General features: G+C 49.6%; 13 protein-coding genes and 1 pseudogene. 8 read left to right on the forward strand and 6 right to left on the reverse strand.

Annotation, left to right across the window (positions count from 1 at the left end; all coding sequences use genetic code 11):
- Positions 1-111 precede the first annotated feature (111 nt).
- The 8 genes and pseudogenes from ychF (at position 112) to HUX74_RS08915 (ending at position 12,023) form a co-directional block, all read left to right on the forward strand.
- Positions 112-1,215 carry a redox-regulated ATPase YchF gene (gene ychF / locus HUX74_RS08880; RefSeq protein WP_057097379.1) on the forward strand — a complete coding sequence of 368 codons (1,104 nt, stop codon included), beginning with the start codon at positions 112-114 and terminating at the stop codon, positions 1,213-1,215.
- 77 nt (positions 1,216-1,292) lie between these two features.
- A complete protein-coding gene (locus tag HUX74_RS08885; protein WP_117599894.1) occupies positions 1,293-2,105 on the forward strand; it encodes a carboxypeptidase-like regulatory domain-containing protein in 813 nt (270 codons plus the stop codon).
- 14 nt (positions 2,106-2,119) lie between these two features.
- Entirely contained in the window at positions 2,120-3,040 is a 921-nt protein-coding gene (locus HUX74_RS08890; protein ID WP_174646521.1) for a ketopantoate reductase family protein, read from the forward strand.
- Positions 3,041-3,120: 80 nt separating this feature from the next.
- Positions 3,121-4,023, forward strand: a pseudogene (gene lgt / locus HUX74_RS08895) (prolipoprotein diacylglyceryl transferase).
- Positions 4,020-4,973 (forward strand): LytTR family DNA-binding domain-containing protein, encoded by a 954-nt coding sequence (locus HUX74_RS08900; protein ID WP_174646522.1) that lies wholly within the window; start codon positions 4,020-4,022, stop codon positions 4,971-4,973. Before lgt ends, HUX74_RS08900 begins: the two are co-directional and overlap by 4 nt.
- A gap of 142 nt (positions 4,974-5,115) precedes the next feature.
- Positions 5,116-7,227, forward strand: coding sequence for an outer membrane beta-barrel protein (locus HUX74_RS08905; RefSeq protein WP_174646523.1), 2,112 nt, complete (start codon positions 5,116-5,118; stop codon positions 7,225-7,227).
- Positions 7,228-7,339: 112 nt separating this feature from the next.
- Entirely contained in the window at positions 7,340-9,676 is a 2,337-nt protein-coding gene (locus HUX74_RS08910) for an alpha-xylosidase (protein WP_119962004.1), read from the forward strand.
- A 169-nt stretch (positions 9,677-9,845) separates the two neighbouring features.
- Entirely contained in the window at positions 9,846-12,023 is a 2,178-nt protein-coding gene (locus tag HUX74_RS08915; RefSeq protein ID WP_119962005.1) for a glycoside hydrolase family 3 C-terminal domain-containing protein, read from the forward strand.
- A gap of 111 nt (positions 12,024-12,134) precedes the next feature.
- Here the strand turns inward: HUX74_RS08915 and HUX74_RS08920 are convergent, their stop codons facing one another.
- The 6 genes from HUX74_RS08920 to HUX74_RS08945 form a co-directional block, all read right to left on the reverse strand.
- The gene (locus HUX74_RS08920; protein WP_138345254.1) at positions 12,135-14,762 is read right to left on the reverse strand and encodes a glycoside hydrolase family 78 protein; all 2,628 of its coding nucleotides are present in this window, start codon (positions 14,760-14,762) and stop codon (positions 12,135-12,137) included.
- Positions 14,763-14,777: 15 nt separating this feature from the next.
- Complete coding sequence (locus HUX74_RS08925) at positions 14,778-16,928, reverse strand: GH92 family glycosyl hydrolase (protein ID WP_174646524.1); 2,151 nt, start codon at positions 16,926-16,928, stop codon at positions 14,778-14,780.
- A gap of 142 nt (positions 16,929-17,070) precedes the next feature.
- Positions 17,071-18,204, reverse strand: coding sequence for a glycoside hydrolase family 76 protein (locus tag HUX74_RS08930; RefSeq protein ID WP_005824849.1), 1,134 nt, complete (start codon positions 18,202-18,204; stop codon positions 17,071-17,073).
- A gap of 14 nt (positions 18,205-18,218) precedes the next feature.
- Entirely contained in the window at positions 18,219-19,367 is a 1,149-nt protein-coding gene (locus HUX74_RS08935; protein WP_119962008.1) for a SusE domain-containing protein, read from the reverse strand.
- A gap of 33 nt (positions 19,368-19,400) precedes the next feature.
- The gene (locus tag HUX74_RS08940) at positions 19,401-21,011 is read right to left on the reverse strand and encodes a RagB/SusD family nutrient uptake outer membrane protein (RefSeq protein ID WP_117964346.1); all 1,611 of its coding nucleotides are present in this window, start codon (positions 21,009-21,011) and stop codon (positions 19,401-19,403) included.
- 15 nt (positions 21,012-21,026) lie between these two features.
- Positions 21,027-24,203 (reverse strand): TonB-dependent receptor, encoded by a 3,177-nt coding sequence (locus HUX74_RS08945; RefSeq protein ID WP_117964347.1) that lies wholly within the window; start codon positions 24,201-24,203, stop codon positions 21,027-21,029.
- Between the last annotated feature and the right edge of the window lie 8 nt (positions 24,204-24,211).

Raw genomic sequence — 24,211 nt, forward strand, 5'->3', positions numbered from 1 at the left:
ATAGGCCGCACCTCAGCATAAAAAATGAACGCGTTCATTTCATTCTGCCTTCGGTTTGCACTATCTTTGCATCCAATTAACTGAACAATAACTAAAAAACGAGATAACACTATGGCATTAAAAGCTGGTATCGTGGGCCTTCCCAACGTAGGAAAATCCACTCTTTTCAACTGCTTGAGCAGCGCAAAGGCACAAGCGGCAAACTTCCCGTTCTGTACAATCGACGCCCAAATGGGGCAAGTGTCCGTACCCGACGAACGACTGACGAAGCTCGCCGAGCTGGTTCACCCGGGGCGTATCGTACCCGCCGTGTGCGACATCGTAGACATTGCCGGACTGGTGAAGGGCGCCAGCAAAGGTGAAGGACTCGGCAACCAATTCCTGGGCAACATCCGCGAGTGTGACGCCATCATCCACGTGCTGCGCTGCTTCGACAATGGCAACATCGTCCACGTGGACGGCTCGGTGAACCCCGTACGCGACAAGGAAATCATCGACACAGAGCTGCAACTGAAAGACCTCGAAACCGTGGAAAACCGCATCAAGCGCGTAGAGAAAATAGCCAAGGTGGGTGGCGACAAGGCGGCAAAGATAGAGTACGAACTCCTGCTCCGCTACAAGGATGCCTTGGAACAAGGGCAAAGCGCCCGCACCGTCATCCCGCAGAACGACGACGAGGAACAATGTGCCAAGCAGATGTTCCTGCTCACCACCAAACCCGTGCTGTACGTCTGCAACGTGGATGATGTCAGCGCCGCCGGCGGCAATCAGTACGTAGAACAGGTGCGCGAAGCCATCAAGGGCGAGGATGCGGAACTCATCATCATCTCCGCACAGACCGAAGCCGATATTGCCGAACTGGAGACATACGAGGAAAAACAGATGTTCCTCGAAGACCTAGGACTGAAAGAAAGCGGTTGTAACCGCTTGATTAAAGCTATCTACAGCCTGCTGAATCTCGAAACCTTCATCACTGCCGGAGAGATGGAAGTAAAGGCATGGACCTATCGCAAGGGATGGAAAGCGCCGCAATGCGCCGGCGTTATCCATACGGATTTCGAGAAAGGGTTTATCCGGGCAGAGGTCATCAAGTATGAGGATTATATCAAGTATGGCAGCGAAGCAGCCGTGCGCGAAGCCGGAAAGTTGGGTGTGGAAGGCAAGGAGTATGTGGTGCAGGATGGGGACATCATGCACTTCAGGTTCAATGTGTAATGATATTCATTCCAGATGGCAATGTACTTTCTTTGTACATTGCCATTTTCTAATAAACTCCATACAATAACAATACTGTGAAACAGATTATCTTCCTTTTATTCTTATTGTCCTGTACTGCCGTTTATGCACAACAGCAAGACTCAGTAACCATTCACGGACGGGTGACTGATTACAACGGACAGCCGATAGACAGTGCCAGCATCTGGTGGCAAAACCCGCAGTTCAATGACATCATAGAAGCCATAACCGACAAAGACGGGCATTACACGGCCCGTATACCCAAAGGGAAATATCAAAGTGCAGCCTCTATTTATCTGCCCTCCTATGCACACATTGCCATGAAAAGCGGGCTGCCCGAGACTGAACACCGCCTGGAATTCTGGGCCTGGGATTTCATCGCCGACCGCGACACTACACTCGACATACGTTATCATCGTATGGAAGCTTATGGCCTGCGTGCTTTCCGCATCCCCGGAGCCATGCCTACTTATCAGATATACGTCCGTCCCATGAGCTTGACACGTACCTACCAATGGATGAAAGAAACAAAGCCCGAGTCATTGGTACACGGTGAAAACCTGAGTGACATTGAGCAACAAGAACAAAACGAAGAAGCCAAAGAATGCCAGATGGCTCCCCGCCCCGGGCAACTGAAAGTCACCGTCTGGATAGACGGCGAGAAAGTCCCCGTGCTGATGAAGCAGGAAATAAAAGAATATTTCGACAGCAACGAATATGGCAACGCCTATCTATTGACAGTAGACATGCCCAAGCATCCCAGAAAAGACCTTCCCTACCGTATCTTCAAAGTAGAGCTGGAAGACATGGAGAACGGTGACCGGGGCGAAGGGCTTTACTATATGGAAAAGGAAAACTACGTTCAATAAACCATACACAACAAATGGCAAACAGTAATCTGAAATACCTCATAGCAGGTACCGGCGGCGTAGGCGGAAGCATCGCCGCCTTTCTTTCATTATCCGGCAAAGACGTCACTTGCATTGCACGCGGCGAACACCTTGCCGCCATACGCGGGAACGGTCTGCAACTGCACTCCGATTTGAAAGGTGAACATTGTCTGAAAGTGGCGACATTTACCGCAGAAGAATTCCAAGGCAAAGCGGATGTTATCTTCGTCTGCGTCAAAGGTTATTCCGTAGACTCCATTACGGAACTCATCAAACGTGCCTCACACGAGCATACAGTGGTAATCCCCATCCTGAATGTTTACGGAACCGGTCCCCGTATCCAACGGTTGGTCCCCGGCGTCACAGTGCTCGACGGCTGCATCTACATCGTAGGATTCGTATCCGGACGGGGAGAAATCACGCAGATGGGAAAGATTTTCCGGCTCGTCTACGGAGCACACCGCGGCACGATTGTTTCCCGTGAAACATTGGAAGCCGTGCAACGCGATTTGCAGGAAAGCGGCATCAAAGCCGAAATCTCCGACGACATCAACCGGGACACATTCGTCAAGTGGTCCTTCATTTCTGCTATGGCCGTCACCGGAGCCTATTACGACGTACCTATGGGCGAAGTCCAGAAACCGGGCAAAGTGCGCGACACCTTTATCGGACTGTCACAAGAGAGTGCAGCTTTGGGCAGGAAGTTGGGTATAGAATTTAAGGAAGACATCGTGCAGTATAACCTCAAAGTAATAGACAAACTCGCCCCCGAAAGTACCGCCTCCATGCAGAAAGATATGGCCAAAGGGCATCAGAGCGAAGTACAAGGCTTGTTGTTCGACATGATTACGGCTGCAGAGGCACAAGGGATTGAGGTGCCGACGTATAGGATGGTGGCGGAGAAATTCAAATAAACTGCCACAATGAACTGCCAAACGAGATAATTTCATACCTTTGTCCCGAACAACCCCGTAATTCAGTAATTTAATTCTTCATAAATATGCTATCACTACTCACCATCAACTGGAACCCCGACCCCGAACTATTCAACTTCTTCGGCATATCCATCCGCTACTACGGTTTGTTATGGATTATCGGCCTCGCTTTTGCCTACCTTATCGTGCAACACCAGTACCGCGACCGCAAAATAGACGAAAAGAAATTCGAACCTCTTTTCTTCTATTGCTTCTTCGGCATACTGATAGGCGCACGACTGGGCCACTGCATATTTTACGACTGGGCCTACTACCAAGACCACTTCGTTGAAATGATTCTCCCCATCAAGCAGACCGCCGCAGGATGGAAAATGACGGGTTACACCGGCCTTGCCAGCCACGGCGGCACGCTGGGCCTGATTATCGCCCTCTGGATGTACTGACGCAAGACGAAGATGCACTACATGGACGTGCTCGACATGATAGCCGTTGCCACTCCCATCACCGCCTGCTGCATCCGCCTTGCCAACCTGATGAATTCCGAAATCATCGGCAAACCGACCGACGTGCCCTGGGCATTCATCTTCGAACGAGAAGACATGTTGCCCCGCCATCCGGCACAGCTCTACGAAGCCATCGCCTACTTCATTTTCTTCTTGGGAATGGTCTGGCTATACAAACGCGGGCAGAAGAAACAAGAGAGCAAACTTGAAACAGATTTCAGCACCACCAAGCGGAAATCAACCACCTTGCAGGCCGAAGCCTCCCTGCCCTATCACCGCGGTTTCTTCTTCGGACTCTGCCTGACGGAGATTTTCACCTTCCGTTTCTTCATCGAGTTCCTGAAAGAAAACCAGGTGAACTTTGAGGACAACATGACGCTGAACATGGGCCAGTGGCTCAGTATCCCGTTTGTGATTATCGGGGTGTATTTCATGTGTTTCTACGGGAAGAAGAAATGAAACACGGCCCCTTCTTCTATGCGCTCTACACCGGAGTGGCATGCATCATTATCATGGTGCTGCTACAGCCCTTCGGCATAGACCGGGTGGAGCACTACAAGTACCCCATCATCGTGGGCTATGCCGTATTGTCTGCCATCACCTATCTGCTGGCGAGCTTGCTGACAACCTACGCGCTGCGAATGCCGCGACGGGAAGAATGGGACTTCAAACGCAACATTGCCGTCGGACTGCTTATCTGCCCCATTATGGGAGCTTTCATCTGTTGCTATTCTGCATGGGCCTACGCCGGAGACATCCGGCAAGGCTGGTTTTATCCCGACGGACGTTTCACGCTGAAAGCGTTCTGGATAAACAGCGGATATACACTCATCATCTCTTTCTTCCTCACTTTGTTCAGCTACTATATGGAACACAGCCGCCAGCTTGCCAAGCGCCTGCAGGAGGTAATGGAGCTGAACGAGGCACTGGCCAAGGAAAAGAAGAAACAGAACCTGCAGATGCCGGAAGAAGCCTCCTCCGAAGCCTGCAGAATTTCCGGTAACCCCACTGCTTCCGGTTCCGCGGAAAGCGCCGCTTCCCCCGAACACATTAAAACAGCCGACAGCCCTCTGCATTTGGAAGGCAACAGCCGGGAGACAGTGGAACTGAAATCGCCTGCCGAACTACTCTTCGTGGAGCCGGACGGGAACTATGCCCTCGTGCACTATCTATATGAGGGAAAAGAAGTACACAAAGCCTTGCGCTGCACCCTGAAGCAGATGGAAGAACAACTGCAAGGAGTGCAAGGCATCATGCGCTGCCACCGAGCCTACATTGTGAATATAGCCCACGTAGAGCATGTATCGGGTAACGGACAAGGTTATCGGCTGACCCTGAAAGCCACCAAAGAGCAAGTCCCCGTATCGCGCCAATACGCCGCAGCCATCTACCGGAGCATCCGTATTTAAGTCCGTTCATCCCTCCATTCGTCCCAAACAGCCGTCACACATCACTTTCAGCCGTCGTCTGTCCCACATTCTTGCCCCTACCGGGATTCATCCATAGCTTTGCCAACGGATTTCAAAACGAAAAACTAAAAAGCAAAGTTATATGAACAGAAGAATCGTACTTATCCTCCTCGCACTGGCAGCAACCATCGCTGCCGTACACGCACAGAAAATGACAGAAACCTATCATCAGGACAGTCTGCTGATAGACGTAGAAACCCAAGAAGTCGTAGTGCAAGCCTCTCCCTGCCTCCGGCGCGGCGACCGGAACATCTATTTCCCTACCGCACAGCAGAAGCAACTTTCCACCAACGCACTGGGACTGTTGGAGAAAATGCAGCTCAACGGCCTGCAAGTGAACAGTCTATTCAACACCGTAGAAGTATCGGGTGGCGGCACTCCCGTCTTCTGCATCAACGGCCGTCCTGTGGAACTGAAGGACATCCTTGCCCTGAAACCCGATGAAGTGGCGCGTGTGGAGCACAACGACAATCCCGGCGCACGCTTCAAGGATGCAGCCGTCGTCATCAACTACAAGCTGAAACAGAGCGTGCAGGGAGGCGGATTCATGGCAGACCTGATGGAGGCCGTGAACACAGTATATGGCGTGAACCGCGTTTCCGGGAAATACAACCACAAGGCATCGGAGTGGAGCGTGAACTACGACATGCAACATGCCGCTTTCAAAGAGTTCTACAACGAGAACCGCGAAGAATACCTCTTCGACGACAACCGCCACGTGCTGCAGCAAGAAGAAGGAATCCCCGGCCGCCTGCGCTATAACCACCACTGGCTCACCCTGAACTACAATTACCTAAAAGCGGACAACCGGATGCTGAACGTGGCTTTGCGCGGCAAGTACCTCAACACGCCCAAGTCCGAACTGGACAGCCGCCTCTACAACCCCGAACTCTCCACTTCCCCCTTGGAATTGCTCAACCACAGCCGCGACCACTCCGCCACAACCGCCCTCGACCTCTACTATCAACACAACCTGCCCCGCCGACAGACGCTCATCCTCGACTTCACCGGCAGCTACACCGACACCGACAGCCGCCTGGACTATCTGATAAGCCAAGACAATGCCTCTTCTCCCCTGAGTCGCCTCAGCAACAACGTGGACGGCAAGAAGTACGCCCTCATCGCTGAAGCCCTCTACGAGAAGTCCGCCTCCCCCACCGACACGTGGAGCATCGGCCTGAAGCAGACCTACGGCTACGCCAACAACCGCTACTTCGGCACCGAGAACACGGAGAACCGCCTGCACAACTCAGAACTCTACCTCTACACCGAATGGAACCGCAAGATGGAAAAATGGAACCTGTCCGTAGGTATGGGCGGCAGCTACCTCCGGGCAAGCCAAGAAGAGCAGTCTTACCATCGCCTGCTGCTGCGCCCCATCCTCCGTGCCGGATTCACCCCCTCGGACCGCTTCACCATCCGATATCGGGGCAGCGTGGAGAGCATCGCCCCCACCCTGGCCGAGCTGAGCTGCGTGGAGCAGCAACTGGACTACTACCAGCTGCGCCGCGGCAATGCCCTGCTCACCCCTTCCACCGAATACCGCAACCGGCTGACCCTAGACTACCACCGCACCGACTGGAGCACCGCCCTCAACCTCAGCTTCCACTACCGCAACAACCCCATCATGGAGCAGACCCGGCAGGAGCAGAACCTCTTTGTACGCGAGATGGCCAACCAGGACAGCTGGCAGAAATGGAACGCCGAATACGAATTCCGCTACCAGCTGATGCACGGACTGATTTCGCTGCGTGCCGCCCTCGGCATGGACTACTTTGACAGCCGCGCCGCCGACTACCACCACACGCACTGCAACCTCTACGCCGTGGTCAACGCCCAAGCTGCCTACAAGTGCATGGCTCTCACCTTCAACCTGCGCACCCACCGTCCCACCCTCTACGGCGAAACGCTGGCCTTGGGCGAAGACCTGCACGACATCGCTCTGACCTACTTCAAGAAGCGTTTCAGCCTTACCCTTGCCATGAACAATCCCTTCATGGACAACTACCGCATAGGCAGCGAAAACTGGAACCGCCGGGCCGGGAATACCAGCTACCAATACGTCAACGAAACCTCGCGTATGCTGCTGGTGAAAGTGACCTACGGCATGGACTTCGGACGAAAACGCAAGACTGCCGCCAAGCGCATACAGAACGAAGATACGGACACCGGCATCCTTAAAGGAAACAAATAGAAGCAAAATAAACATTTCAGCCCCACATAAGCAACATACCTGCCCCTTTCATCTGTGTGGATTTCTCTACTTTTACGGCATCGAAACAGTAACCGTAAATCATATATTTATCATGAAAGAGAGACAACTGATGAAAGGGGCAGCTTTTATGCTGCTGGCAGCAACTGCCACCCCGCCCGCGCATGCCCAACTGAAAACAAATGCCGGCGTGCAATACCTGCTTTCCCAGTCGAAAGACATGAGCCAGGATTTTCTGGACCTCAGCAACACCTATTTCTTCGCCGACAGTCTGGTATCGTTCGACACCTCCACCGGTAAAGGAACTGTCCAGTGGAAACGCCAGCAACTGATGCCCCGCCAGGCATTCAATGCAAACACTTACCTGCACCAGCCCCTCCAGTCGCTGGACTTCCCGGAGACCGCCTACGACAATAACCCGCAACTGACGTTCACCGTCGAGCCGGTCAGCGAACGTACCCTCCGCATCCGTATGCTCACCTCGCCCATCGTGCCGAAAGAAGATGCTGACGACCCCATGCTCATAGGAAAGCCCGCCGACGGACGCTCCTTCTGGAAAGCCGAGAAGACGGACAAAGGTACGCTGTACACCTCCCGATACGGCAGCCTGCTCATCCAGAACTATCCCTGGCGTCTGGTACTGAAAGACGCCGACGGACGCCTGCTGACACAGACCCGTTGCTGGAGCGACAACGACTCTACGCAGGTCAAGGTACCTCCATTCAGCTTCATCAAGCGCGGCTCGGACAACTCACGCAGCATCAATCCCGTATTCAGCCTCGCGCCGAACGAGAAAATCTACGGTTGCGGCGAGTCCGCCACCGCACTGAACAAGGCCGGGCAGAAGGTCAACCTCTTTGTCACCGACCCGCAGGGCCCCGAAACCCCGGACATGTACAAGCCCATCCCCTTCTTCTTCAGCAACCGTGGCTACGGCATGTTCATGCACACTTCCGCCCCCGTGACCTGCGACTTCGGCTGTTCCTACATCGGAGCCACCAAACTCTTCATGGCAGACGAAGCGATGGACATCTTCATCTTCCTAGGTTCGCCGAAGGAGATGCTGAGCGAATACACCGCACTGGTAGGACGGCCCGAAATGCCCCCCTTGTGGAGCTTCGGCACCTGGATGAGCCGCATCACCTACTTCAGCGAAGCAGAGGGCCGCGACGTAGCCCGGAAACTGCGTGAGAACAAGATACCGAGCGATGTCATCCACTTCGATACCGGCTGGTTCAGCGTGGACTGGCAATGCGACTACGCCTTTGCCGCCGACCGCTTCGACAATCCCCGGCAGATGCTCACCGACCTGAGGTCACAAGGTTTCCGCACCTGCCTCTGGCAACTTCCCTATTTCACTCCGAAAAACAAGTTCTTCCCTGAGTTGGTAGAACGCGGTCTGTACGTGCGCAACGGCAAGGGACAGCTCCCCTACGAGGACGTGGTGCTGGACTTCACCAACCCCGAAACCGTGCAGTGGTATCAAAAGAAGCTCGGCAACCTGATTGAAATGGGTGTAGGCGCCATCAAAGTAGACTTCGGCGAAGGTGCCCCACTGGATGCCATCTATGCCAACGGCCGTAGCGGACTATACGAACACAACCTCTATCCCCTGCGCTACAACAAGACCGTGGCCGAGGTAATCAAGAAGATACACGGCGAAAACATTATCTGGGCACGTTCCGCATGGGCAGGCTCACAACGCTACCCGCTGCACTGGGGCGGTGACGCCGCCACTACCGAAACCGGTTTCGAGGGAACCATCCGCAGCGGCCTCTCCATCGGACTGAGCGGATTCTGCTTCTGGAGCAATGACATAGGCGGCTTCGTGACCCAAAGCCCCGAAAGCCTCTACCGCCGCTGGCTGCCCTTCGGCTTCCTCACCAGCCACAGCCGCGTGCACGGAGCACCTCCCACCGAGCCGTGGTACTACGGGAAAGAGTTCACAGACTATTTCCGCCGTTGTGCCGAACTGAAGTACAAACTGATGCCCTACGTATATGCACAATCCAAAGAGTGCACCGAAAACGGCTGGCCGATGCTCCGCGCCCTGCTGCTGGAGTATCCCGACGACCCGGGTGCATGGCTGGTAGAGGACGAGTACATGTTCGGTTCCAATCTCCTCGTGGCACCCATGCTCGAAGAGGGCAGCGGACGGGATGTCTACCTCCCCGGACGGCAGAAATGGATAGACTACCAGACCGGAAAGGTGTATGCTCCGGGATGGAACCATATCGAGTGCGGCACCCTGCCCATCATCATTCTTGTAAAGGACGGTTCGGCCATCCCCCATATCCCCGTGGCACAATGCACAGACCAAATGAAGTGGGACAAGATTACGTGGAAGAAGTATCTGGCAGACGAAAAGAAAGCCGAAGGGTTGCTCTGTCTGCCGCAGGACGGACGGTTGCAACGAATGTCCATCCCATAATCCCCTATCCTTTCATGTACGAGATGCGCATCTCAAGTTGCATGAGATATACATCTCGTACATCATGAGATGCACATCTCGTGCAGACAAAAGGTATAGATTGAGATAACAACCAAGAATGTTTGCTATGACAACTCACTACATTGAATCCATTAAACCCTAATGAACCATGAGAAACAAGTCACTACTCCTCATTTTCTCTCTGCTGCTTTGCCTGCAGACAAGCGCACAACAAACACAAGCCTTCCAAGATACCACGCTCACCGACGAACAGCGCGTAGACCATCTTCTTTCCATCCTGACATTGGATGAAAAGATAAACCTTCTTTCCACCGACCTCGGTGTCCCCCGCCTCAACATTCCCCGTTGCGGACACTACGAAGGACTGCACGGGCTGACCCTCGGCGGGCCTGCCATGTGGGGCGGACGCCAAAGAACGGAAGATGGGAAAGTAGTCCCCACAGACTGCCCCACCACCATATTCCCCCAATCCTACGGTCTGGGCTCCACATGGGACACCGATTTGGTGCAGAAAGTAGCGGAACAAGCCGCTGAAGAAGCCCGCTACTACATGCAGACCACCGGTAACAAGCGTCATGCCCTCGTGATGCGCGCTCCGAATGCCGACCTTGCCCGCGACCCGCGCTGGGGACGTACCGAGGAGAGTTTCGGAGAAGATGCTTTCCTCACCGCCCAACTCACCATTGCCAGCGTACGCGGCCTGCAAGGCAATCATCCCCGCTACTGGAAAACTGCCTCTCTGATGAAACACTTCCTTGCTAATAGTAACGAGGACGGACGGGACAGCACTTCCTCCGACTTCGACACGCGGCTGTTCCATGAATACTACGCTTATCCTTTCTATAAAGGCATCACCGAGGGAGGCAGCCGCGCCTTCATGGCCGCCTACAACAGTTGGAACGGCATCCCCATGTCCATCCATCCCTGCCTCAAAGAGATTACCCGCAAGCAATGGGGCAACAACGGTATCATCTGTACGGACGGCGGTGCCCTGAAACTGCTGATTGAAGCGCACAAGAGTTTTCCAAGCTTTGCGGAGGGTGCCGCTGCCGTAGTAAAAGCCACCACAGGACAGTTTCTCGACGTATACGTTCCTTACGTCAAGGAAGCGCTGGAAAAGGGATTGCTGACCGAAGCCGACATTGACAAAGCCATCCGCGGGAACATCTTCGTCGCCCTCAAGCTTGGCTTGCTGGACGGGGACCACTCCCGTAACCCTTATCTCTCCATCGGAAAGGACAGTACGCAGGCACCGCCTTTCATGACAGCAGAAGCCCGCAGGCTGGCACGGGAAGTCACCGCCAAGTCCGTGGTATTATTGAAAAACAAGAATCTCCTGCCACTCGATGCCGGAAAGCTGCGTAAAATAGCCGTTATAGGCCCGTATTCGGACAAAATCGTACAAGACTGGTATAGTGGTACCCCGCCTTACGAAACAACGATTCTGAGTGGCATACGCAATGCTGTGAAAGAAGGAACCGAAATCATCCACGCCGAAGACAACCGCATGGGCCAGGCGGAAAAGGCTGCCGCAGCCGCCGACATCGCCATTGTATGTGTAGGAAACCATCCTTACGGCACACGTGCGGACTGGAAGTTCTCTCCCGTCCCCAGTGACGGCCGCGAAGCCGTGGACCGCAAATCGCTGATGCTGCCCGATGAAGACTTGGTGAAGCTGGTGCTCAAAGCCAATCCCAATACCATACTGGTGCTCGTCAGCAGTTTCCCCTACACCATCAACTGGAGCCAGGAGCACGTGCCTGCCATCGTTCACATCACCCACTGCAGCCAGGAGCAGGGCAACGGACTGGCCGACGTACTCTTCGGCAAGGTAAATCCAGCCGGACGTACCGTACAGACGTGGGTGAAAGACATCATCGACCTGCCCGACATGATGGACTACGACATCCGCAACGGACGTACGTATATGTACCACCAAGGCCCTGTGCTCTATCCTTTCGGCTATGGTCTGAGCTATTCCGACTTTACGTACGAGAAGATTGAATCCGTCAAGCAAGACAAGAAGAACATCCGCGTGACGGTATCAGTGAAGAATACCAGCGGACGCGACGGAGAAGAAGTCGTACAGCTCTATGCCAGCTATCCGGACTCCAAAGTGGAACGTCCTTCCAAGCAGTTGCGCGCCTTCAAGCGTATCCCCATCAAGGCCGGCGAAACCCGGGAAGTGACGCTTACCGTTCCCAAAGAGGAGCTCGGCTATTGGAACGAAGGAAAGCAGATGTTCGTTGTAGAACCCGGAACGGTGAAGCTGCTGATAGGGGCTTCGTCGGAAGATATACGGTTGGAGGGAAAGATCAGGCTATAAGAATGAAAAAGCCATCCCTTAACATACCGACTATAAAAATTAGCGAGTTATGCCACAACAACGTGGCAAACCCGCTAATTACATATTTGCAAGCATAAATGAAGTACAAGGTCACTTTACAATAAACTCATATCTTCCTGCCGCCAGTTCCACCACCCGTACATTCTCGGCCTTGTCAGGTAAAGTGAGTGTAGCTGTACTGTTAGCGGGCACTGTAACTTCATAATGCACACATTTCCCTTTCCATTCCCAGCGAGAAACAATTTCACCGTAAGGCGACCGATGACGAGCTTCAAACCGTTTCAATCCCTTTATGAAATGGGGACGGAGCAGAATGTTTTGAAAACCAGGTTGCGCGGGATCAGGGAAAATACCTCCCAGCCCCTTGTAGAACCAAGCACCTATTTCACCGAACATCATATGATTGTCCGAGATGTCACGAGTAGCCTGCAAATCCCAGTTCTCGAGCAGCGTAGTGGCACCGTTCACCATCCACCAACCCCATGAAGGATAAGTGTCCTGTACAGCCACCTTATAAGCTGTTTCAGCATAACCATTTTCGCTGAGTGCATTCAGAATAGCTTTAGCTCCTAATACACCCACATCCAAGTGAAAACCGTCCTCCTCTACCTTATGTGCCAAGTTAGCTGCCACTTTTCCTATCAACTTTTCGGGCACAATCTTCCATTGCAAGGGAACACTCAATTCGGTTTGTGAACCTTCGGCATAGATGCCTGTTTCTCGATTCAGGAACTTATCATTGACAGCTTGCTTTATCTCCTCCGACAAGGCATTATAATATTCGTAATCGGCCTGTTTGCCGAAGAGTTTGGCAGCAGCGGCCAAAATCTTGGTATCTACATAAAAGTAGACCGAGGAAGTCAGCTCTTTATTGGATTTTGACTTCACCGGCACCCAGTCTCCGCGCCCCCACGTAGTGAGATGATTGTTAGAGATACGCTCCACATAATCCACATAACGTTTGATGCTCTCGTAACAATCGCTCAAGGGCTTGCTATCACCGTAGAAGAGGTAGATATTCCAAGGGATGATGGCAATAGTACTAGTCCAGTCCAGCCCGTTGTCTGTACCATATCCCCATCCACCAGTTGGAATAATATCGGGCAGCACTCCGTTGGGCTGCTGTTCGTCACGATGGTCGGCCAACCATTTTTCGTAAACGGTAATTCCATCAAAGTTATAAAATGCTGCCTCAATGGCAAAATGACCGTCACCAGTCCAACCGTTCTTCTCGCGCTGAGGGCAATCGGTGGGGTAGCCCATCAGATTGGAAAGGTAAGAGTGATTGGCAGCATGGAGCAGCTTGCCTATCAGTGGACTCGAAGATTCCAAGCTACCTACTGCCGGCACATCACTGTGCATGAAGTAAGCAATCAAGCTGTTTTGGTCAAGCTCAATAGGCTTATCTGCCACTACCTCCACATAACGAAATCCCTTGTAATTAAATCGGGGCATGAACTCATCCTCTTCTCCACTCAGAATGAGAATGTCCGTCTGAAAAGGGTCTTTCTCCTTATCGCCTCGAAAGTAGACATCAATGTTCGAGAGATCGAGGCGGCCATTTGGATGTAAGCGTTCGCCATGTTTGATTCTGACCTCCGTTCCCCGTTCACCCGAAACATGAATACAAGTCACACCGGACATATTTTGCCCGAAATCATAGATGTATGTTTTCTCGTCCACTTTGCGGAAAGAGACGGCGGGGAAAATCTTTACATTACGGATGGGATGTACTTGCTGGGCAGTGACATTGGAAGAAGGTACACTCCGATAGGCTACTCCGCGCCACTTGGAATCATCGAATTCCGGAGTGCTCCATCCTTTCTGCTCCAGACGTGCATCGTAGTGCTCGCCAGTATAGATACTATTAAAAGTGATTGCACCCGACGCTGTCCGCCAACTGAGATCGGTGGGAATAGTCTCCACGCTTCCATCGGTGTAAGTAATGCGCAAGTCCAGACAGAAAGCGGGACGGTTGCGCCAAGGGGCACGGTCGAAGTCCCACACTGCTTTGGATTGATGGTTATACCAGCCGTTACCCAAAAGTACGCCAATAGCGTTGTCACCATTCTGTAATTGTGAAGTCACATCATAAGCCACATACAAGTTGCGGCGATCAAAGCGGGTATAGAGAGGGGCAAGGCAGTGGTCTCCTACCTTCTCGCCATTGATGTAAAGCTCATATAGTCCAGCAGCGGCAATATAAGCACGCGCTGACTTTACCTTTTTGCCGGTCTTGAACTCTTTTCGGAAGTAAGGGGCAGGCCCATAATGAATATCCTTGCCATCGCCAATCCAAGCACCTTGCCAATGTTGCATCCCCATCATGCCCGTTTCAAAGTAAGAGACAGGAGAAGCTGTCTCCTTATATTCCATGTCGCTGCAGATTACTTTCCAATAATATCTAGTGAAAGGCTGCAGTTTTTTGCCCGCATAGGCCACAAGCTGATTACGGGAATCGTTCTTTCCACTATCCCACATCCTGCCACAGCCATTGACCACATTCAACGAGTCTTCGTCTACCACAATCCGCCAGGAAGTCTGCACAGCTCCCTGCCTACCATCTTCCATCCGCCAAGAAAGGCGTGGAACGGGATTATCCAAACCTATAGGTCTGTCAAGATGTTCGCTCCTCAGATCAACCAAACGAACCGGAGTCTGCCCTTGTACAGTAATGCAAGCAAAGAATGTGAATAGAAGCAGTATATTTCTTTTCATAACTCCATTGTTTATCTATTCCGTAGTAATCACCAGTTCCTTGCCCTCCCTCAGTTGGTCATGGGTGATAAAGTAACCGTCAATCTTTTTACCGTCATAAGTAATGTCAATAATCTTCTTGCCGCTTCCTTTCTTCACAATCGTAAAGGGACGACCATTCAGATTGAACGTCACTTTATCGAACAAGGGAACAGTAACAATATATTCAGGATCGGCAGGCGAATAAGTGTAAAGTCCAATAGCATTGAGCACATACCACGAAGACATCTCGCCGGCATCATCCATCCCTGCATAAGCCAGCTTGTCGGCACCCATGTCATAGTAGTGGTTCATCAGACTGTAAAGAATGCATTGGGCTTTCTCTTGTTTGTCTATGAAATAATAGGTGTAAGGAATGCTGTGTCCCGGCTGGTTTCCGTGGCAATAGTTTCCGATGAATCCGGTCAGGTTGTGGGCCTCGTAACCTCTCCACGGTTCGCTGAATAAGGAATCCAGTTTAGCCTCCACCGCCTCTTTACTGGGATAGAGCTTAATCATGCCTTCGGGGTCGTGGGGGGCGAAGAAGAGGGCGTTCCATGCATTGGCCTCACGGTACATGTACTGGTAATAGGGATAATACGGATCGAAATCCTGAATCCAGCTACCATCGTCAATCTTACCTCTCCAAAAGCCGGTAGAGGGGTCGAATAGCGTCTTGTAGTTGTTGGAGCGTTCCATCATCAGTTTGTAGTTGGCTTCATCTCCCAGCTCCTTGGCTACCAAGGCTACGGCATAGTCATCGTAAGCATATTCCTGGGTCTTGGTCACAGCCCCTTTGTATTCGTCCCATGTGGGTACATTCACTGTGTCTTTTTCAGCAATCCAACCTCGCTCCATATACTCATCCAAATAGCGACGTCCTCCTTTACCGGGCACCGTAGCATTTTTCAGAATCAACTTATAAGCACGCTCCAGATCGAAATCATGCAAACCACGCAACCAAGAACCAGAAATAAAAGTGGAAGCGTGATCACCATGGAAGAAGGTGGGCATGTAGCCGTCACGCTTCTCACCTTTGTCAATAATAGACCTAATGATGTCAGTAGTCACATCGGGAGAAATCATACCTATGAGTACCAGTTTGTTGCGATAATCGTCCCAAAAAGAAGGGTCAGTGTAATAGTGGAAGCCGTTATTCACTACTTCGCCACGGACATCAGTATATTCATGATTCACATCGCTACGCAAAGCCGGCCATTTAAAAGCATGGAAGAAAGTAGAATAAAACAATCTCTTTTCACGTTCCGTGCCACCTGCAACTTGAATCTTGGAGAGGAGTGCTTCCCAAGCCGCATCAGCTTCTTCTGCCACTTGTGCAAAACTTTTGTTCAACATTTCGGCCTTCAAATTCATTTGAGCATTCTCTATACTCACAAACGAGAAACCAGCCTTCACTTCCAAAGGTTCAACACCTTTGCTGTCGATAAAACGCAGCACAGCCACCTCATGTTTGTCGTCTTTTACCATTTCCACTTGGCCTATTTTATAGTTGGTCTTAGCGTAAAAGTAGATTTTACCATCGCCATCTTGATAACCCGTGAACGTATTATCGTCAACCTTCTCAATCTTCCAATCACGGACATCATTATTAGAACGGCGGATGTCTACCAATAATGACTTATCGTCGCCCTTGCCGAAAGTATATTTATGGTAGGCACAACGCAAGGTACTGGTCAACTCGGCGTTCACTTTATAGCGTTCCAGATAAACTTGGTAATACCCCGGATGCGCAGATTCCTTCTCGTGACTAAACCCGGAGCAATAATTACCCGGAGCGATAGTTCCCACCACTGGCAACATGGGGACATGCAACAAGTTCCAATGCCCTTTAGCAGTATGTGAAAAACCATAAATCACAGTGTCCTCATATTGATAGCCCGCACCGCTACGAAACTGTGTAACGGGGCTGAGCTGCACCATTGCGTTGGGCAAGGTAGCACCCGGATAAGTTTCCGCACCCCATGTACGTGACTTTATTTTGCGCGTATACCCTAAGTCCTCAGGCTCCCACAAAGTAGCCGTACCCAAGAAAGGATTGACATATTCGGTTAATTTCTTCTGCGTACCGCCACAGCCCGTCAGAACAATCAGGGCGAACAGTAGAAATAAATATTGATTCTGTTTCATCTTTTGTGTTTATTTTATATAAAAAACTGTTGTCTCTAAAAACATTATTTCCAAAATAACTGCCAATTAAAACTGGCTCTAAAAAAAAATGTGCCGAAACCCAATAACCAGATTGAGTTTCGACACACTTTTAATTGCTAACTTATTTCAGGCTCTTTTCAAAGAGAGCTTTGGCTTCAATCAAAGTACAACCACTTGTCTGCGTAGTCAGATGGTTGTTGCCGCTATTGTTCATTGCCCAGTTAGTATTATACAGCAAATCAAGTTTATTGATTCCCTTTCGCCACAAGATTTCAGCATTATTGTTAAAGAAAGTGATGAATTTCTTCTTATATATGGGGTCCAAATTCGGTTCCATAATCAACTGCACATAATAACGCATGAAAATACCCTTAAACAAACCTCCGTCACCATCGCCTTCATCACGAAGTAAATTATTTCCAGTATCTATCATGCTGCTATTACTGATAGCGAAATTGGCAGCCTTACGAGCATCTTTCAAATAGGACTCTTCTCCTGTGATCTTATACAGTTCGTAAGCAGCACCCAAGAATGTACCTTGGTTATAAGAAAGAGAAAGTGTACTCAACTCACCCGTCTCACCGTTCACATTATCATAGATGGCGCCGGTAGCAGGGTTAAATAAATTTTCACGCTCCCATTTATAAATATTGACAGCCCAATCCAAATCCTCCTGATTCCCGTTAATACGGTAAAGACGAGCAGCAATCAAAGCAGCAGGGCCGTTGGAACAAGCATTTTTGCTCCATAGCTGGTCGTGAGTCCAAGCAATGCCACCACCTGCGTAATCGTTCCAACCGGTCTTGATTTCATTCCACATCTCTTGAGAAGTTTCCAGATACTTGTTTTCATCAGTAACTTCGTACAAGCGAATCATGGTGAGAGCAATCCACTCCATATCATCATAAAAGTTGTTCCAATAACTGCCACCGTTCTTTGCCTTGATACCGACATACCATTTGTCAAACAAGTCGCTGTACTTGCTATCTCCGGTACGATTGTAAGCATCTATCATCACATCCATAGCATGAGCCTGCGGCCAATAATGGAAATCCTTGATTGAACCGTCATTCCCGTAGTTGAAATAATTCTCTTCCGTATTCCAGAAACGATCTATCAGGGTCACAGAACTGCTGTCGGCAGCCGCATCCCAATCTATGGTGTAAAGCCCCTTATCATACATATACTCATCTTCTATCTCGCACGATTGAAGTGCCAAAAGAAGCAGGGGCAGACAAAATAATATTTTTTTCATAATCTCTCCTTAAATTAGTTGGCCAATTCCACTTTATGAGTATAGTTCTCCACATTGAATATCACACTAATCTTGGTGATGGCACCCGGATTGTGGCCATCGGCCGCACCATCGAATTCATTGTTCAGTTTCCACTTCTGATCCCATTGGTTATCAGGAGTCTCCATAATGTAGAAATAAGGATCTTCGGGAGTAGCCGCACCAGGATTAGAGTCTGTAGTATTCTTGGTTCCCCAATACTGTATACTACCATCAGCATAAGTCATCAAGAACTTATAGCGTTGGTCGCGCCCCCATCCTTCTTGCTTGAACTCAATTTTATCCTGACCGCAGAACACACCGTTTCCAACATAAGGCAATTCAAAAGTTGCGGCACCACTCGGGCAGAAGTAGAATTCCATCTTACTTACTTCCCTGACGGTTACAGATGCAATGGAGAAATCCATCTCAATGCGATAAACTCCCGTCTTTTCTACGGTTGTCTCGCCTTCGCCTTCCATAATCTTATTGCCATTGATATAAAACACCTTGGCACCTTCGGCTGCTCTATCTACCAGTTTGTAAGTCTTTCCGCCTTCCAACTTCGTAAAGACTTCGAACTTATCCTTTTCGGGTGAAGCACACGCCACGGCCTTAGAAGCATCCATACCACCTTCAGTAGCACTTCCGGTCAAGTAAAGCTGTGCCGGAATCTCTTCAAATCCCACCAAGCGAGTGATGGTGAGCTTCTTGCTTTCCTTTGCCATTACAGAATTCAAACCTCTGGAAGCCATTACTGTCCAAACAAGTGTACCCGTCTCACCACTGTTCAATCCGGCAGCCGCACCAACCTTGTTCAATGTCTTGTGGCTGATGGTAGCATAGCTCAAAGAACCGCCATTGTCAGAAAGCACTTTGTAAATAGGCTTAGAAAAATCTCCACCTTCTTTATCGAATACCACTTCATAAAGAGGGGCACCGCTATCTTCAGCCTTGGCCGACTCCCATTCAAAGAACAGGCTGGCGCTGGCCGACGATTGCAAGACTACTTCCTTGCCGTCAGTGGGTTCATACAACTGATTTACTGAGGAAACTTTGGAATCCTTGTATTCCATGTCTTCCGTACAAGACGTAGCAAAGAGGACTACCGAAAAAAGAGCTATTGTTGAGAATATTGTTTTCATTGTTCTATTGTTTTTAATGAGTTTAGATACACGTTAATTTCCATATCCCGGATTGTTAGGTGCCAGATTGGGATTCAAATTGATTTCACTGATAGGAACTGCCCAAAGGTAATCTCTTGCCTCTTCGAACTTGCGAGTGTCAAGCTTATTCTCGTCCACGAAGCTTGCACCGCGCACCTTGCCCGACAAGTATTCGTTGCCAGCCTTCCAACGCTTAATATCATACCAGCGCAAACCTTCCATCGCCATTTCTACACGACGTTCGTCGCGAATAATCTGCCTCATCTCTTCCTTGCTCTTTCCGGCAGGAAAGTTCAAGGCTGCATCGGCAGTGAATCCGGCACGTTCGCGGATGGGACGGATGGTCTTGTTCCATACCGCTTCAGTCATACCGCTTGTTTCGTGAACAGCCTCAGCATACATCAGCAAGATGTCAGCATAACGCATAGTGATGATGTTCATACCGGAATTCTGATCACCGGAAGCCTGCGGATTATAATACTTACGAGTGAAATAACCGGTAGAAGTGCCGTTTCCACCACCATCGTAGGCATCGGTTCCCGAACCCGGACGAATGTTGATGACTACGTCTTTACTGCCATCGTCCACATTGCCACTCCAATCATAGCCATCATAAATGATAGTAGCGGTGAGACGTGGGTCACGGTTATCGTAAGGATAAGCAGGGTTATAATCTGTCCCGGCTTCACTGATAGTCTTTCCACTAAGCATCAGATAAGTGTCTACCAACGATTGCTGCGGCACACGGTTCACGGCACGTCCGCCTCTTGACAAAGGAATCATGTCTACCATCTCACCCCAAGTAATCAAATTGGGTACATAAGAACGATCCATGATAATCTCTTCATTATACTCATTGGCTTCATCAAAAAGCCCGGCATAATCAGGAAATAAAGCATAAGTACCATATTCGCCTTGTTTGTTCATCAGATTGTCGCAATAAAGCATCACATTGTTCCAGTCGCTATCCATCAAGTAGACACGAGCCTGCAAAGCACAAACGGCACCTTTAGTAATTTTGCCCTTGTCTTCTTCGGGCAATTGGTCGCGAGTGGGAAGCGCATCCTTGATGTCTTCCAATTCTTGGTGAATGAAGCTGATAATGGTTTCGCGGTCTGTACGACTTACACTCCGCGATTCTTCCAGCGTGATGTCCTCCGTAAAGAAAGGTACTGCACCATAAAGGTTAGTCAGACGGAAGTAGAGGCTTGCACGGATATAGCGTATCTCGGCAATCATACGTGCTTTAACAGATGCGTCCATGTTGGGTACCAGATCCACCTTTTCAAGGAACACGTGGCAGGTCTTTATACCTCCGTAAAGGTCTTTCCATTCATTCTTGAAGATGTCGAGCGAGGGAGTGGCCATACCTTTGCGAATGGCACGTTGGTCGTCCACACTGCGACCGTCGTAAGCATTGTCACTCAAACTTTCATCGCTCCACATACGGCCTGCATTGTACATCTGGCTGTAAGCCATATTCACCACATACTGGGCTTTGGTGGTGGAAGTCCAATAAGAGTTATCCGTAAATTTGTTTGTCGGTGCGTTCTCCATCTCGTTGCAACTGCAAAGCATCAGAACAGCCATTCCGGCAAAAGCTATATATTTTTTTAGTTTCATAGTTATCTGTTGTTTTTAGAATTCAATGTCTATACCGAAACCATAGTAACGGAGCGTCGGATAGTTTCTACCAGAATTGGCGCCACTATTACCCATCTTAGAGTCGAACTCAGAAGATTCAGGGTCAATAAACGAGTTATTACTGAAAGTCAGCAAGTTTTGTCCGTTGACATAGATACGTGCCTTTTCCATGCCCACCTTGCGGCTCCATGTTTTGGGGAATGTGTAACCAATCTGCAAGTTCTTCAGACGCAGGTATTTTCCATCCATCAAGAATAGGTCGGAACCTTGTCCGCTTCCGTAGTTGTTTCTGTTGGAAGTAGAACCCGGGGCAGTAAGTCTCGGCCAACGTGCATCGGTGTTGGTAGGAGTCCAGAAATCCAGTTGATGCTTATAGATATTATAAGAGTAATTGGCGTGGAACGGTTCAATCAATTCACCACGAAGCATCATGTCACGCTTGCCCACACCCTGCCAGAACATACCGAAATCGAATCCTTTCCATTCTACATTGTAGTTGAAACCGAAAGTAAGACGAGGGAAGGCATTACCCAAGATAAACTTATCCTTCGAGTCGATGACACCATCTTCGTTACGGTCTACAAACTTCACGTCACCCGGCTGTACCTTTCCACCTACAGGAATAGCCGATGCCTCAATCTCCTCGTAGCTTTGGAAAAAGCCGTCCATCTTGTAACCGTAGTAAGACTCCAACGGACATCCTTCACGGGTGATACGGCTCAACTCCTCTATTTGTGAGATTCTTTCGTGACCAGGGTACTTCAGCACTTCATTCCAAGAGTCACCAAGATTGAAGTTGAAGTTATGATTTGCGGCTCCCGTTTTCAAACGATAGTTGATAGAGAGGTCCCAACCTTGATTCTGCATCTCACCAATGTTGTCCATCGCCATATCCGTACCAAATACCGAAGGCACAAGGGGCTTCATTAAAATGTCGCTCGTACGCTTGTAGAAATAGTCGAACGTCACATTCAAAGCGTTATTGAAGAACGAAGCGTCTACACCCACGTTGAAGGTTTTGGTCTTTTCCCAAGTCAAATTATCCTTACCTAACTTAAAACCTGCGCCCGATACTGTCTGGTTGTTGTATGCGTAAGAGTTGTTGTACAGTTCGTAAACAGTAAAACGGTCATAAGTACCAATAGACTGGTTACCCAAGATACCAAAAGAAGTACGCAGTTTCAAGTCACCCACACGTTCCTTGTAAGCCTGCATAAAGTTCTCCTCGCTCAAACGCCAGCCTAATGAAACAGAAGGGAAGAAACCCCATCGGTAGTCTTTATGAAACTTGGAAGAAGCGTCATAACGGAAGCTGAATTCTGTATAATATCTGTCAGCGTAAGAATACCCCACACGTCCCAACAGAGAAGTCAGACTGGTACGGTTGGATTCATCTACAAATGTTTTTCCTGTGATGTTTCCCACAGTACTATTGGTAATGTCTGTACCAATACCCAAGTCGGGATCTACCCCCTTCTTCTCAATCTCATTGCTAGACGAAGTAAACGATTCATTGGTTACTCCAAAAAGCCCGCTGACATTGTGTTTACCGAATGTCTTGTTGTAATCCAACAAAAGTTGGCTATTAATAAGGTAAGCCGTATGATTCCAGTTACTGGTCCGATAGTCAGTATCTTTCACTGGACGTGGTTCGGTAGCCTCTTCATTCAAGTAATAGGATACGCCCAAATTGCGGGTAGAACGCATGTCGTTTATCACATCCGCACCCAACACTCCACGCAACTTCAATCCGTCAATAAGCCGGAATTCAGCATTGACATTAGCGTTCAGATAATTGTTACGATACTTGTTACGGCCACCAGCTTCCAATGCTCCCAATGGGTTAAATTCAGTCAATACATCATTTAACAAATATCTTCCATCTTCCGATTTCATTTTGTAATAATAATAAGTAGGTACACGGGCGGCATCCACTTCCAAACTCCCACCGGTGGTACTTACACTATTATTACGTGTATAAGCCAAAATAGCATTCAGTTTCAAACGTCCCACTTCCGTGCTAACATTGGTACGAAAATTATAACGCTGCACGCCAAAATCACTGTTGCCCACATAATTACTTTCCTGGTCATAATAACCCATGGACACCATGTAAGTAGTTTTATCACTACCTCCAGATACGCTTAGATTGTAATTCTGCTGTAAGGCTGTGCGGACTATCTGATCAAAAAACCAGCTTTCTTCATTTTGATGGGCAGCCAGGTCACGGATTTGATCGGGTGTATACAAAGGAGCCTCTCCAGCATTGGTGGCAGCTAAATTGCGCAAAGTAGCGTTCTGATAGCCTTTCACCGGAGAAAACAAGATATCCGGATTCTGCCATCCCATCATACCACTTAACCGAACTGTCGCACGCTGGTTCTTCTTACCTTTCTTAGTAGTAACCAAAACTACACCATTGGAAGAACGTGAACCATAAATAGCAGCTGTACCGGCATCTTTCAAGATGGAAATGTTCTCAATATCATTGGGATTCAATTTATCGAAACTACCGCCATCAGCTACCAATCCGTCTATGACAAAAAGCGGACTATTGTCATTCACAGTGCTGATACCACGAATATTAAAGTTAGTCTTACGATCATTAGGATTGCTACTGCGCTGCTGGATAACCACGTTGGGCGCAGCCCCTTGCAAAGCATCTGTCATGTTAGCCACGGGACGGTCTTCGATCATGGAAGCCTTTACCTGGTCTACAGCACCTACGGCACTCTTGCGGGTAGTAGTACCATAACCGATGACAATAACTTCATCCAGCACCTTGGTATCCTCCTTTAAGACAACATTCAATTGTTTTTGATTTTTCACAGCAATTTCCTGAGTGGCATATCCCACATAGGAAAAGACGAGAACATCTTGGGCACTACAAACAATGGAATAGTTTCCGTCCACATCTGTAATGGTACCCACACCTTCTTTACCCTTAACAGTAACACTCACTCCAATCAGGCTTTCACCTGTGGCATCCTTAACGGAACCTCTCACCGTGGCATTGTTTTGCTGCACCACAGTAATAGTCTCCGCATGTGCATAAACCGCAGGAGCCTGCGCCAGCATAGTCACAGCAGGCAAGGCAATAAGCCAGAACTTATAGTTCCCACCTATCCGAGCCAGCAATGAATTTACTGTGTACACTCGATTCTTTTTCATATTCTTTA

It is taken from the genome of Bacteroides sp. Marseille-P8574 (assembly GCF_902825465.1).
Lineage (GTDB): Bacteria > Bacteroidota > Bacteroidia > Bacteroidales > Bacteroidaceae > Bacteroides > Bacteroides uniformis.

Coding starts and splice junctions, on each gene's coding strand:
- HUX74_RS08945 (WP_117964347.1), bottom strand. CDS start 24,203: ATGAAAAAGAATCGAGTGTACACAGTAAATTCATTGCTGGCTCGGATA.
- HUX74_RS08920 (WP_138345254.1), bottom strand. CDS start 14,762: ATGAAAAGAAATATACTGCTTCTATTCACATTCTTTGCTTGCATTACT.
- HUX74_RS08935 (WP_119962008.1), bottom strand. CDS start 19,367: ATGAAAACAATATTCTCAACAATAGCTCTTTTTTCGGTAGTCCTCTTT.
- HUX74_RS08915 (WP_119962005.1), top strand. CDS start 9,846: ATGAGAAACAAGTCACTACTCCTCATTTTCTCTCTGCTGCTTTGCCTG.
- HUX74_RS08940 (WP_117964346.1), bottom strand. CDS start 21,011: ATGAAACTAAAAAAATATATAGCTTTTGCCGGAATGGCTGTTCTGATG.
- HUX74_RS08905 (WP_174646523.1), top strand. CDS start 5,116: ATGAACAGAAGAATCGTACTTATCCTCCTCGCACTGGCAGCAACCATC.
- HUX74_RS08925 (WP_174646524.1), bottom strand. CDS start 16,928: ATGAAACAGAATCAATATTTATTTCTACTGTTCGCCCTGATTGTTCTG.
- ychF (WP_057097379.1), top strand. CDS start 112: ATGGCATTAAAAGCTGGTATCGTGGGCCTTCCCAACGTAGGAAAATCC.
- HUX74_RS08900 (WP_174646522.1), top strand. CDS start 4,020: ATGAAACACGGCCCCTTCTTCTATGCGCTCTACACCGGAGTGGCATGC.
- HUX74_RS08930 (WP_005824849.1), bottom strand. CDS start 18,204: ATGAAAAAAATATTATTTTGTCTGCCCCTGCTTCTTTTGGCACTTCAA.
- HUX74_RS08910 (WP_119962004.1), top strand. CDS start 7,340: ATGAAAGAGAGACAACTGATGAAAGGGGCAGCTTTTATGCTGCTGGCA.
- HUX74_RS08890 (WP_174646521.1), top strand. CDS start 2,120: ATGGCAAACAGTAATCTGAAATACCTCATAGCAGGTACCGGCGGCGTA.